The sequence below is a fragment of the Massilia sp. 01N410 genome (genome assembly GCF_056399665.1).
Window position 1 is genome coordinate 399,976 of record NZ_JBFTRV010000002.1, and the last position, 13,083, is coordinate 413,058.

General features: G+C 69.6%; 7 protein-coding genes. 3 read left to right on the forward strand and 4 right to left on the reverse strand.

The features are described from left to right. Window positions 1-14: 14 nt before the first annotated feature. The 4 genes from AC1DOP_RS04400 to AC1DOP_RS04415 form a co-directional block, all read right to left on the reverse strand. A complete protein-coding gene (locus AC1DOP_RS04400) occupies window positions 15-1,511 on the reverse strand; it encodes a hypothetical protein (protein ID WP_442122252.1) in 1,497 nt (498 codons plus the stop codon). Between the two features lie 4 nt (window positions 1,512-1,515). Continuing rightward, window positions 1,516-2,877 (reverse strand): Gfo/Idh/MocA family protein, encoded by a 1,362-nt coding sequence (locus tag AC1DOP_RS04405; protein ID WP_442122251.1) that lies wholly within the window; start codon window positions 2,875-2,877, stop codon window positions 1,516-1,518. A gap of 17 nt (window positions 2,878-2,894) precedes the next feature. Beyond that, the gene (locus AC1DOP_RS04410) at window positions 2,895-5,933 is read right to left on the reverse strand and encodes a TonB-dependent receptor (protein WP_442122250.1); all 3,039 of its coding nucleotides are present in this window, start codon (window positions 5,931-5,933) and stop codon (window positions 2,895-2,897) included. 77 nt (window positions 5,934-6,010) lie between these two features. Then, window positions 6,011-9,340, reverse strand: a complete 3,330-nt coding sequence (locus AC1DOP_RS04415) for a TIM-barrel domain-containing protein (RefSeq protein WP_442122249.1) — start codon at window positions 9,338-9,340, stop codon at window positions 6,011-6,013. Window positions 9,341-9,664: 324 nt separating this feature from the next. Here AC1DOP_RS04415 and AC1DOP_RS04420 point away from each other — a divergent pair, with 324 nt between their 5' ends. The 3 genes from AC1DOP_RS04420 to AC1DOP_RS04430 are packed head-to-tail and all read left to right on the forward strand — an operon-like array spanning window position 9,665 to window position 13,066. Then, window positions 9,665-10,816 carry an SIS domain-containing protein gene (locus AC1DOP_RS04420; RefSeq protein ID WP_477250014.1) on the forward strand — a complete coding sequence of 384 codons (1,152 nt, stop codon included), beginning with the start codon at window positions 9,665-9,667 and terminating at the stop codon, window positions 10,814-10,816. After that, entirely contained in the window at window positions 10,809-11,750 is a 942-nt protein-coding gene (locus AC1DOP_RS04425; protein ID WP_442122247.1) for an ROK family protein, read from the forward strand. The genes AC1DOP_RS04420 and AC1DOP_RS04425 overlap by 8 nt, the downstream gene beginning before the upstream one ends. Next, on the forward strand, window positions 11,747-13,066 hold the full coding sequence (locus AC1DOP_RS04430) for a D-tagatose-bisphosphate aldolase, class II, non-catalytic subunit (RefSeq protein WP_442122246.1): 1,320 nt from the start codon (window positions 11,747-11,749) through the stop codon (window positions 13,064-13,066). The genes AC1DOP_RS04425 and AC1DOP_RS04430 overlap by 4 nt, the downstream gene beginning before the upstream one ends. Window positions 13,067-13,083: the final 17 nt, after the last annotated feature.

Genomic DNA, 13,083 nt, shown 5'->3' on the forward strand with positions numbered 1-13,083 from the left:
GTTGATCTTGTGTGTCAGCTTGTGTGAAGCAGCAGCGCCGATCCGGCCGGCAGCGCGAGTTGGAGCCCGCCGTCGCGCGCCACCGGCGGCATGTTCCGGTAGCGCAGGGTCCAGCCGGCGCCCGGCGCCAGGGCGCCCTCGCCTTCGCCGAAGGCCAGCGCGTAGCGCGCCTCCAGGCCTGGCGCCCGCAGCGGCGCGGCGCGTACGCGGGCGCCCTTCGGCAATCCCGTGAGGCTGAGCAGCCGCGATTCGGTGGCACTCGTATTGATGGCGACGATGCGCACGCCATCCCCGTGCGCGGTCGCGTACACGCGCAGGCCCGGCAGCGGGTCGGCGCGTTCGAGTTCGTAGAAGCGGCCGCCGGCCAGCAGCTGGGCACAAAGCAGGCCGTAGTACAGCGGGCGCGGCGCGAAGCCGGTCTCGAGGTCGCCGCCGATCGGCGAGTAGTTCGATGCCGCCGCCTCGATGCGCGCCAGGACGTCCTCGCCGCGCTTGTCGATCCCGCGGCCGCGGGTGTCGTGGCCTTCCAGCGAGCTCTCGATGCTGCGCCGCGGCCCGCCCTGGAAGCAGATCCCGGTGGCGCCGTTGAACGCCGCCGACAGCGTGAAGTCCAGTCCCCACAGCGCCGAGGCGAAGGCGTTGCTGACGCCGTCGCGCCCGCCGCGGTAATAGGAATTGGTCTCGGTCAGCCAGAAACCCTGCGGGTGGCTGCGCGCCGCCCGGGCCAGCGCGGCGATCTCGCGGTCGACATCGCTGTCGTGCAGCAGGATGTCGGCCAGCGATCCGCGCTCGGCCGCCTCGCGGTAGTAATGGCGGCTGAGCAGTACGGACTCCGGCACATCGTTCCCGAAGCGCTGCACCCAGTCGGTGTTGGCGCCGCTGTCCGGTCCCGCGATACCCTTGCTACCGAGCGGCGCGGACAGGCGGTCCCAGGCCGCCTTGTAGTCCTCGTAGCGCTTGAAGTAGTTGTTCGCCTCGTTGCCGACCTGGAGCGCCAGCAGGCGCGGGCCCAGCCGGCTGCGCACCATGCGGGCATGGCGCTCGACCAGGTCCACGCTGCCGGCCCGCATGTTCAGGCCGAACACGACTTTCCAGCCGGTAGCGTCGAGGAAGCCGGCCAGCGCATCGATCGCGTCAAGGTTCACGTCGTAATAGGGCTGCACCCGTTCGCGGTCGCGGTACAGCGGGTGCAGCACCGGCAGCGGGCCGTCGAAGCCCGCCGGTTTCGCCAGGTCGCTGGTGTTCCCGCCCAGGCGCAGCACGCCGTGCGGATTCAGGCGCCGGAAGGCGTCGACCAGACCGGTGTTGGCGGCCGCGAAGAAGCGCGGGTCGCGCAGGTTGTCGGTCTCGTAGCTGAGGCCGACGATGGTCTGCGCAACCGTGTTGCCGGTGGCGCGCGCCGGGATGGCGATGCGCGCACCGGCCGCCGTGCCGGCGGCAGAAGCGGCGCTGGAAGCCAGCGGCAGCGCCATGGCGGCCATGCCCTGGATGAAGCTGCGTCGGTCGAGCATGGGATCAGTAGCGGTCGTCGAATGCGAAGATCGGCTTGCGGTCGCGCCAGGCGCCGCGCGTGAAGTCGGGGAAGTCCAGTGTCTGGAAGCCCTGCGCCACCGACTGCTCGGACAGCGGCGTGATCGCGCTCCAGGTGACGGCGTCGTAGATATCGATCGGCATCGGCGCATCCGCCTTCAGCGCTTCGACGAAGGCGTGGATCACGAAGAAGTCCATGCCGCCATGGCCGGCGCCGGCCGCGCGTTCGCCATAGCGGCGCCACAGCGGATGGTCGTACTTGTCCTGCCAGGCCTGGAAGGCATCCCAGCTGTGCGGCTTGCTCACCCCTTCCACGTGCACGCCCTGGTTCAGGTCCATCCACAGGCCTTTGCTGCCCTGCACGCGGAAGCCCAGCGAATACGGGCGCGGCAGCGAGGTGTCGTGCTGCAGCAGGATGGTTTCGCCGTTCTCGGTGGACAGCGTGGTGGTCACCACGTCGCCCAGGCTGAACTTGAGCTTGGTGTTCGGATGGCCGGGCGACTGGCGCTCGATGTAGTCGTGCAGGCCGCGCGCCTTGGTGGCGAAGCTGTTGATGCGGGTGAAGCGGTTGCCGCGGTTGATGTTGGTGTACATCGCGCAGGGGCCGATCCCGTGGCTCGGATACAGGTCGCCGTTGCGGCGCACGGAGTGCAGGGTGCGCCAGCGCGCCTCGGACCAGCCCTTGTCGCCGAACTCGACCCCGCCGCCGACCACGTGGGCCGCATCGCCGCCGTTCAGCTTCACGGCGCGCAGGTCGTGCTGGTAGCCGCCCTGCAGGTGTTCGAGCTCGCCGAACACGCCGGCGCGCACCATCTGCAGCACCGCCATCACGTCGCGCCGGAAGCACACGTTCTCCAGCAGCATATAGGGGGTGCCGGTCTTGAGCTGGGTGTCCAGCACGTCCCAGTGGTCGCGCAGGGTGACGCCGGCTACCACTTCGCAGCCCACCGGCACCTTGGCGCGCATGGCGTCGATCGCCATCGGCGCATGCCATTCCCAGGGCGTGGCGATGATCACGCCGTCGATCTGCTTCGAATCCAGCAGGCGGCGGTAGGCGAACAGGTCGCCGTCTTCGCCATAGGTGCGCGGACGCGGCTTGCCGGCCTTCTCCACCTGGGCCAGGGCCTGGCCCAGCATCACCGGCTCGATGTCGCACAGGGCGGCGACCTCGACGTCGTCGCGGCGCAGCAGTTCGCGCAGCAGTACCTGGCCGCGCATGCCGGTGCCGATCATGCCGAGGCGCAGGCGTTCGCGGGTGGCGCCGAAGACCGGGCCGGCCAGGCCGGCGGCCAGGGCGGCACCGCCGGCCTGGGCGGTCTTCAGCAGGAAATCGCGTCGATTCATCATTTTGTCTGTCTCCATTCTCAAAAGTTGTATTCGGCACTCACGCGGACCGAGCGCGGCGCGGTGCGGCTGGCCACCTGCAGGTAGCTGCGCGAGATGTCGCCGCTGCCGTCCTCGCGGGTCTCGTTGTAGCGGGTGACGGTCTGGCGGTTGAGGACGTTGAACACGTCCAGCTTCAGGCTCAGGCCCCTGGCGAAGACCGGGTTCCAGGCGGCATTCAGGTCGAGCTGCATCTGCCACGGCGTGCGTCCGCGGCTGCCGCGCGGCGATGGCTTGCCTTCGCAGAAGAAATAGGCGGCGCCGTAGTCGTCGTCGAAGTGCAGGTTGGCCGGCAGTTCGCCGATGCAGTTGCGCGGCGAGCCCGAGATCAGGGCCAGGTTGCCGCCCAGGGTCAGCTGCGGGGTCGCCTGCACGAAGCCGTAGGCCTTGATCTGGTGGCGGTGGTCGCCCGGCAGGTAGCCGTAGGCGTTGTACATCAGCTCCTTGTGGTCGTCGCTGACGGTCAGGGCCACGTCGCCGCCGCCGATGGTGTCGGTCTGGCCTTCCATATTGCCCTTCAGGCTCGAGAGCGTGTAGGTCAGCTTGCCGTACCAGCCGTCGGCGAACGGGTGCTCGACGAACATGGTCAGCGCCTTGTAGGTGCGCTTCGGCAGCGGGTTGCCCCACTCCGCCGCGCTGATGTCGACCCGGCGCAGGCCCTTGCCGTCGGCGAAGTCGATGTACAGGTCGTTGTCGCGGCCCGGATTCATGATCGCGCACTGGAAGCCGCCCCAGTTGCTGGTGTCGACACCGTTGCGCGAGGCCCAGGCATCGATCGGACGCTGGTCGCAGGTGTCGTCGTTGGTGTCGTTCAGGCGGCGGTACAGGACGCTGGCGCCGGCCACCAGGCGGCGGCCGAAGGCGCGCTCGAAGCCCAGCGAGACCTCGTCCTGCGACAGCGGCTTGAGGCCGATCGCCGTCACCTCGCGCGCATCGCGGCCCTTGCCGTAGGCATTGTTGGCCGAATACGGATCGCTGATCGCATGCAGGCCGGTCGGCGCGCCGGTGACCGGGTCGACGCCGGTATAGGTGTAGTACTGGCTGGTGCGCAGCAGCGGCGCCGCCATGTTGCTGGACAGGTTGGACGGCACCGGCAGGTGGTAGCGGCCGGCGTTGGCGAACACGCGCAGCGAGCTGTCGCCCATCACGTCCCAGGTGGCGCCGAAGCGCGGCGCGATCATGTTGCGCTGGGAGATGAAGGCTTCGCCGCTGGTCGTGTAGTTGGTGAACTGCTCGCGGCGCAGGCCGAGGTCGAGCAGGACGCGCTCCGTCACCTGCCAGTGGTCCTGCAGGTACTGGGCCGATTGCACGCTGGTCGGACGCGCCAGGTTGGTGTCGAGGTCCTTGCTGACGTAATAGCCCTGCGGGCCGTAGCCGCCGCCCTGGTCGGTGGTCTGGAAGGCGCCGTTCAGCAGGCGGGTCGGGTTGGTGGTCTTGCGGTAGGTCCAGCGGTAGCCGCCGGCCAGCACCGTGCCGACCAGCGAATCGACCTTGATGCGGTCGATACCGCCGCGCAGCGCGTGTGCGCCGAGCTTGTACTCGAGGTCCAGGCGCAGGCCTTTCTGGCTGTCTTCCGAGGCCGGATCGGGCAGGCTGCCGGTCACCTTCTGCGGGTTGTTGTAGACCAGGCCCGGCACCTGGGTCGTGATGCTCGACGAGGTCTGGGCCAGGGTCGGATCGTAGCCGACCGGGATCCGCTGGTGGATCGAGCGGGTGTCGCCGTACAGCGCGGTCGCGGTCAGGTTGTCGCTCAGGTAGCCGGTGTACTTGAGGATGGCGGCATCGGCGCCCGGGGCGGAACCGCCGCCACAGCAGTTGATGGTCTCCGGGTTGACCACGGTGACGGTGTTGCCGCGCTTGAAGCTGTTGTAGTCGAAGCCGGAGTATTGGCTGTTGCCGGTGGTGCGGTCGAACAGGCGGGTGAATTCGATGCGGTGGTCGTCGCTGATGTTCCAGTCCAGCTTGGCCAGGTAGCGGTCGGTGACGGTGTGCGCGCTGCTCCAGCCGTTGGTCGCCTTGGCGGCGGCGCTGGAATCGGTGGAGGCGGCCACCGCCTCGCTGTTGCTGACGGTGCGCTCCAGGGCGACGAAGGCGAACAGCTTGTTGCGCAGGATCGGACCGCTGCCGTACAGGCCGGCCACGCGGCTGCTGGTCGTGTTGTCGCGGTTCCAGTACAGCAGCTTGCCGTCGGTGTCCGGATGGGCCCCGGTGTTCGGCCAGTAGATGTTTTCCGGCGCGCCGCGCAGGCGGCCCGGCAGGAATTGCAGCTTGCCGCCGAACTCGAACTTGTTGCCGCCGCTGCGGGTCGTCACGTTGATCACGCCGCCGGTCGAACGCCCGAACTCGGCGCCGTAGCCGCCCGACAGCACCTGCATGTTGGCGATCGCGCCGAAGGGCAGCTCGGAGGCGCCCACCTGGGTCAGGATGTTCGTCACCGGGAAGCCGTTGACGTAGAAGGCGTTCTCGGACTGGCCGGAACCCGAGATCGAGGGCGCGTTGCCGTACTGGCTGTTGGTGCCGCGATTCGCGCCCGGGGTCAGCTGCACCACCGAGGCAATGTCGTTCGCCACCGGCAGCGAGCGCAGTTCGCGCGCCGTGAACACCACGCCGTTATTGGTATTCGAGACGTCGATCACCTGGCGCGCCGCGCTCACCACCACGGTCTGGGTGCCGCCGCCGCCGGCGCCGAAGCTCGCTTCCACGCCGGAGCCGACCAGCGCCTCGACTTCGCGGGTCGCCTCCACCGCGCCGCCGCGCAGCACCTTGACCGCATAGCGGCCCGGCGGCATCGAGGTCGCCACGTAGCGGCCCGCCGCGTCCGGGGTCAGGCTGCGCTGGGCGCCGGTGGCGAGGTTCTCGATGACCACCGTGGCGCCGGCGGGCGTGCGCACCTCGCCGAAGATGGTGGTGGTGGCGTTCGACTGGGCCCAGGCCTGGCCGCCGCCGGCGGCGAGCGCGATCAGGATGGCGGCAGCGTGCCGGATGGCGTCGTTGCGCAGGGTAAGACGCGTGGTTTTCATGCACATCTCCTTGGTGAAGGATGCAGGCTCCCCTCCCTGTTCGGGACAGGGGCCTGCGTTTCGTGTTGTGGAGTGAATCAGCGTGAGGTGACGGTGGCGCCTTCGCTGCCCGTCAGCTGGGCGTTGGCCCAGTTGGCGCACACCTGGCCCGGACTCTGGCCCTGCGCGCCGAGGGTCCGCAGGCTCAGCTCACGCAGGCCGCGGATGTCGATTTCGGGCTTGACCACGCCCGGGGCCTTGACCAGGCCACTGTCGTAGAGCAGCTTGCTGCCGCTCCAGACCTGGAACTGCAGCCCGCCGGCGCTGCGGCAGCTGTCGTCGATGCCGAGGTCAGCGCGCAGCAGGTTCCAGTCGCCGCTCAGGGCGAGGTCGATGCGGCTGCTCGGGCCGACGCCCAGGCCCTTGCGGAAGCGCAGGCCGTTCATGCGCATCTCAAGCGCCCTGCTTGCCGGCCGGTCGCGCGCCACTGTCTTCGGCAGCGGCAGCTCGGACAGGTAGCGCTGGATTTCCGGACGCTCGGCCACGCGGTGCTCGAGCACGTGGAACTCCGACAGCGTGATCGGCGGCACGTCGGCCGGCAGCGCGGCGTCGTAGGCGCGGGCCGGGGCCGCACCGCTGGCGGCAGTCACCATCGGATCCAGCGCGCTGGCGCCGTCGCCGTCCGGGTTCTGCACGCTCAGCACGCGGAAGCGCAGCAGGCGGCCGGCGCTGGCCGGGAAGGAAATCGTCTGCATGCCTTCGGCCAGCTTGAGGCGGCCGCGCGCCACCGGGCTGCCCCAGTCGCCGTTGGTGTCGCCGACATAGACCTCGTAGTCGCGCACCTGGCCGCTCTTCCAGTGCTTGTCGTTGCGCGGGGCGAGCTCGATGCCGTCGATCAGGCGGCGCTCGCTGAAGCCCAGCACCCATTCGTGCGGACCGCTGCGCACCGCCTGGCTGCGCACCGTGCGGAACCAGGTATCGGGCTTGCCGTCGAAGGCGCGCTCGATGTTCTGGCCCGGTTCCTCGGCCGGACGGTTGATCACCGTGATCGCATCGGCCGGAATCGCGCGGCCGGTGTCCGGTGCGGCCGGGAAGGCATCGTCGGTGCGGGCGGCCAGCACGCCGCGCACGTCCAGCACCAGCGGCTGGCGGATGTCCTGGGCCGCGGTTTTCACGTGCAGGGTACCGTGCCGGTCGGCGGCGTCGAAATACCAGCCTTCGGCGCTGCTCTCCAGCACAGCGGCGCTCTGCAGGGCCGGCAGCGCGCGGCCGCCCGTCAGCACCGCGGCAGGGGCGTGCACGGCCAGCATCCGCAGGCCGTAGCCGCGGCGCGCTTCCTGGCCGGCATAGCTGCCGTCGACCGCGCCGGCTTCGAGCTGCAGGTCGGCGCCATTGGCATGCATGCGGATGCGCTGGCGGCTGGATTCGCCGTCGCGGTAGCGGCGGGTATTGCCGTCGTCCTCGTACAGGTCGAACGCGGACTCGCCGTCGGCCGCCGGGTAGACGTCGAAGGTGACGCGGTCCTTCGGCTTCTGGCCGTCGTACAGCGTTTCCGGATACATCGGCAGGATGGCGCCGGCGCGCACGAACACCGGCAGCTTGTCGAGGGTAACCTGCATGTCGAGGTCGCGCCCGGCGGCGCCGGCGGTGGCCTGGCGGCCGTCCCAGTAGTCGTACCAGGTGCCCTGCGGCAGGTGGATGCCCTTGCGCCAGCCGCCGCTGGCGGCCTGGCTGCGGTAGACCGGCGCCACCAGCATGTCGCGGCCCAGCAGGAACTGGTATTTATAGCGTTCGCTCAGGGCGGCCGGGTCCTGCGGATAGTCCCACATCAGGCCGCGCACCAGCGGCGCGCCGCTGTCCTCGGCCTCGCGCGCCAGGGTGTACATGTAAGGAGTCAGGCGCAGCTTGAGCTTCAGGTAGCGGCGGTTGATGTCGCGATAGGGTTCGTCGAACCACCATGGATGCTTGCGCTCCGCGGCCGACCAGCCCGACATCCCCATCAGCACCGGCGTGAAGCTCTTCCACTGCAGGTCGCGGGTATAGGTTTCCGGGCTGCCGCCGAAGATCGCGTCGACGTCGCCGCTGGCATAGGCCTGGCCGGACAGGCCGGAGCCGATCAGGGTCGGCACGTGCCAGCGGATGTAGTCCCAGCTCGCGCTCTGGTCGCCGGTCCAGGCGACGGCATAGCGCTGGGTGCCGGCCCAGCCCATCACGGTCCAGATGAAGGGGCGGCTGTCGGAATTGTTCATGATGCCGTCGTAGGCGGCCTTGTTGGCGTCCAGCGAGAACTGGTAGCCCTTGCCGGTCCAGGCCACGTCCAGCTTCTGCACGCGGGTGCCGGCCTGGCCGACTTCCCAGGCGATCTTGTCGACGCCGTTCTCGGTCCACAGGCCGGTGCGGAAACCGTAGCCGGCCAGGCCGCGCACGGTCTCGGGCAGCGAGGTATAGCCGCAGCCGTAGCCGTCGTTCGGCAGGATCCAGCCGCCCGGCATGTCGTGCTCGCGGTAGCGCTTGGCCACGCTGCCGATCACGTCCGGGGTCTTGCCGGTCGGGCCGTCGCTCCAGCCCTGCGGCACCGTGCCCGGCTTCTTGACGTTGTCGCCGTCGTTGTAGCAGTCGGCGTCGCCGTATTCCAGCGCCCAGCGCGGCAGCAGGCGCGCGCGGCCGGTCCATTCCGTGTACAGGCCGAGCGCGCCGCGCAGGTCCTTGCCGACGAAGTAATAGGCGTCGAAGCGGCCCTCGGCGTGCTGGAGCACCGCCTGCTCCGGGTTGCGCAGGTCGTAGCTGCCGTCGCTCCAGGTATTGCGCAGCATGCCCCAGCCCTTCGAGCTGAGCAGGAAGGGCGCGGGATTCGGGCGGTCGCCCTCTTCCCAGCCGCCCGAGTAGGACACCGCCAGTTCGCGGCCCTTGAATTCATAGCGTCCGTTCTGCTGGCCGCCGCCGAAGAAGTGTTCGCCGGCGTCGCTGGACAGCACCTGCACCGCCTGCTTGGCGCCGATGTCCAGCGGCTGCAGCTCGCGCCACAGCGGCGTCTCTTCGCCGGCGCGGTAGAGCGTGAAGCGCAGTGGCTTGCGGTCGATGCGCAGCGCCAGCGCGGCGGTGCGGATCGTCATGGAAGAAGGCGTTTCCTCGACCGTGTGCGCGACCTCGGCGGCCGGGGTGCCGACCACGATCGTCGCGGCCTTGTCGCCGGGGCCGGCCAGGGCATCGCCCGGCCCCGCCCAGATACGCACGACGTCGGCGCGCGCCAGGCTCACCTGTATATGGGCGCCGATATCGGTACGCAGGTCCCAGGAGCGGCCGTCGGCGCCGGCCTTGACGCTGCGCAGCTGGCCCAGGGGGGCCGCCTGCGCCGGCATGGCAAGGGTGGCGCAGGCGGCGAGGACGCAGCCGGCGAGGAAACGAAAACGGAAGGGGGTCTTGTTCATATGTGTCTCGAAATTACGTTTTGTTTCGCATAATGTAGAAACAAAAATAAACAAGGTCAACAAAAACCGCGAAAAACACGGAAAAACGCGGCAAAACTGCATGAAAATGGCGCTCAAACCTTTCGTTTCGCCAAAATTTCGTAATTTTTGTTTCGTTTAGTTGGTAATTTGCCACATCATTCGCTTCCGATTGTGGCTGCATTGCGACTATCTGTGCCGATACCGAAGCTAAAGCCTTAAATATCTTTCGAAATATCTTTCGTGTTTGACTTTTCGAAAATAACTATTTATGATTTTTCCACCGAATACTTTCGCAAATATCCAATGACCACTCTTCTCGAACGCGACGCGACCACCTGGCAGGACATCGGCGGCTTATATACTGCCGAAGAAATCGCCCAGCAGCCGGCGGTCTGGCGCGCCCTGTCGGCCAGCCTGCGCGCCCACCAGGATCGCGTCGCCGCCTTCCTCGGTCAGCGCCTGGACGATCCGCGCCAGCGCGTCATCCTGACCGGGGCCGGCAGCTCGGCCTATGCGGGCCAGATCGTCGCCGACGAGTTGAATGCGCGCTGCGCCGCCCAGGTGCGCGCGATCGCCACCACCAGCCTGCTCACCCATCCGGAGCTCTACCTCGACCCAGGCGCCCCGACCCTGCTGGTGTCCTTCGCCCGCAGCGGCGACAGTCCGGAAAGCCTGGCCGCGGTCGAGCTGGTGCGCGCCACCGTGGCCGATGCCCGCTTCCTGCATATCACCTGCAACCCATCCGGCGCGCTGGCGGTGCGCGGCGCCAACGACGCCGCCGCCTGCGTGCTGCTGATGCCGGCCGCCAGCTGCGACCGCGGCTTCGCGATGACCAGCAGCTTCACCTCCATGCTGCTGGCGGCGCTGTGCGTGCTGAGCGGCGATGCCGATTGCGCGGCACGTCCCGAACGGCTGGCGGATGCGGCGGAACGCGCGCTGGCGCACTGGGCGCCGGCCGCCGCCGCGCTGGCCGCGCATCCGGTCGAGCGCGTGGCCTACCTCGGCAGCGGCCCGCTGGAAGCGCTGGCGCGCGAAGCCGCCCTCAAGCTGCTGGAGCTGACCGGCGGCCGCGTGCTGGGCATGGCCGATACCCCGCTGGGCTTCCGCCACGGCCCGAAGTCGGCGCTGAACGCGGCCTCGCTGGTGGTGCTGTTCTATAGCGGCAAGCCGCTGGCGCGCCGCTACGAAACCGACCTGCTGGACGAACTGCGCCGCGACGGCGTGGCGGCCCGGGTGCTGACGGTGGGCGTGGGCGGCGATTTCGGCGCCGATGCGCCCGACTGGACCGACGCCTGGCTGGCCCCGCTGTGGCTGCTGATGGCGCAGCAGTATGCCCTGCACCAGTCGGCCGCCCTCGGCCTGCGCCCCGACAATCCTTTCGCCAGCGGCACCGTCAACCGCGTCGTCCAGGGCGTCACCATCTATGCACATGCGCAGGAAAACGAGCATGACTGATCCCGCTGGCTTCCACGGCATCGACATCGGCGGCACCAAGATCGAGCTGGCGAGCTACGACGCCGGCCTGCGCGAAGTGCACCGCGAGCGCATCGCCACCCCGGGCGAAGACATCACCGCCTTTACCGAGGCCGTGTGCGCCCTGGTGCGGCGCGCCGATGCGGCGCTGGGCGCCGAGGCGCCGGTCGGCATCGGCCTGCCCGGCGTCACCGACGGCATCAGCGGCCGCCAGCTCAGCTCCAACGTGCCGGCCCTGAACGGCCGCGAAGTGCGGGCGATGCTGCAGGACGCGCTGGCGCGGCCCGTCGTCACCGGCAACGACTGCCAGTGCTTCGCCCTGTCCGAAGCCGACGGCGGCGCCGCCGACGGCCTGCCGAGCATGTTCGGCGTCATCCTCGGCACCGGCGCCGGCGCCGGCTATTGCGTGGGCGGGAGCTTGCTGCGCGGCCGCAACGGCATCGCCGGCGAATGGGGCCACTGGCCGCTGCCGGCCACCCTGGCCGCGCGCTACGGCCTCGACCTCATCCCCTGCCCCTGCGGCCGCACCGCCTGCCTGGAACGCTATGTGTCCGGCCCCGGCATGCAAGGCCTGCACCGCCACCTGGGCGGCGACGGCGCCGAGCCCCTCGCCATCGCCGCGCGCGCCAATGCCGGCGACGAGATCGCCCGGCGCACGCTCGAGGTCCACCTCGACCTGCTGGCCCACGGCCTGGCCTGCGTCGTGCTTGGCCTCGACCCGCATGCGATCGTGCTGGGCGGCGGCCTGTCGAACCTGCCGCACCTCTACCGCGACCTGCCGGAAGCGCTGCGCCGCCACCTGTTCGCCGGCGCCCACCCGCCGCCGGTCCTGCCGCCGCGCTTCGGCGACGCCGGCGGCGTGCGCGGCGCCGCGCTCCTGATCCGTCAACAATTGAAGGACTTCGCGACACCATGAACCAGACCTCCCCCGTCCAGGACATTGTCAAGGCGCACCGGCGCGGCGACGCCGTCGGCCTGTACAGCGTCTGCTGCAGCCACCCGACGGTGCTGGGCGCCGCCATGCGCGTGGCCGCCGACTACGACACCCCGCTGCTGGTCGAAGCGACCTCGAACCAGGTCGACCAGTTCGGCGGCTACACCGGCATGACGCCGGCGATGTTCCGCGAGCACGTGCTGGCGCTGGCGCGCGAGCGCGGCTTCCCGGCCGAGCGGCTGGTGCTGGGCGGCGATCACCTCGGCCCGAACGCCTGGCAGGAACTGGATGCCGCCACCGCGATGGCGCATGCCGAGACCCTGGTGGCCGACTACGCCGCCGCCGGCTTCCACAAGATCCACCTCGACTGCAGCATGCGCTGCGCCGACGATCCCGAACGCCTGCCCGACGAGATCGTGGCGGAGCGCTCGGCGCGCCTGGCCCGCATCGCCGATGCCGCCGCGGCGGCCGCCGGCCATCCGCCGCCGGTGTACGTGATCGGCACCGAAGTACCGATCCCCGGCGGCGAGGCCAGCCTGGTCGACGCCGGCGCCCCGACCACCCCCGAGGCCGCGCGCCGCACCCTGTCCGTGCATTGCCACGCCTTCCTCCACGCCGGCCTGCACGGCGCCTGGCGCCGCGTGATCGCGATGGTGGTGCAGCCGGGCGTCGACTTCGACCACAGCCAGGTGCAGCATTACACGCCGGCACCGGCGGCGGCGCTGTCAAGCTTCATCGCCGACCAGCCCGGCCTGGTGTTCGAAGCCCACTCGACCGACTACCAGCACGAGATCGCGCTGCACCAGATGGTGCGCGACCACTTCGCGATCCTGAAGGTCGGCCCGGCCGCCACCTTCGCCATGCGCGAAGGCCTGCTGGCCCTGTGCAGCATCGAGGACGAACTGGTGCCGGCCGCCGAAAGTTCGCGCCTGATGCAGGTGCTGGACGAAGTCATGCTGGCCAAGCCCGCCCACTGGCGCAAGCACTATCACGGCAGCAGCGAGGAACAGCGCCTGCTGCGCCGCTATGCGCTCAGCGACCGCTGCCGCTACTACTGGGGCGAGCCGCCGGTCGCCGCCGCCGTCGAGCGCCTGTTCGCCAACCTGCGCCGGCGCGCGATTCCGCTGCCCCTGCTCAGCCAGTACCTGCCGGACCAGTACCTTGAGGTGCTGCAGGACCGCCTGTCCACCGATCCACTGGCGCTGGTGGAGCACCGGATCGGCCTCGTGCTGGCCCAGTATGCGCGTGCCTGCAGCCGCAACATGGCGGCAGTCGGCAAGCCCGTCGCTATCTGTTAAGCTCGGCATTTTTCCAA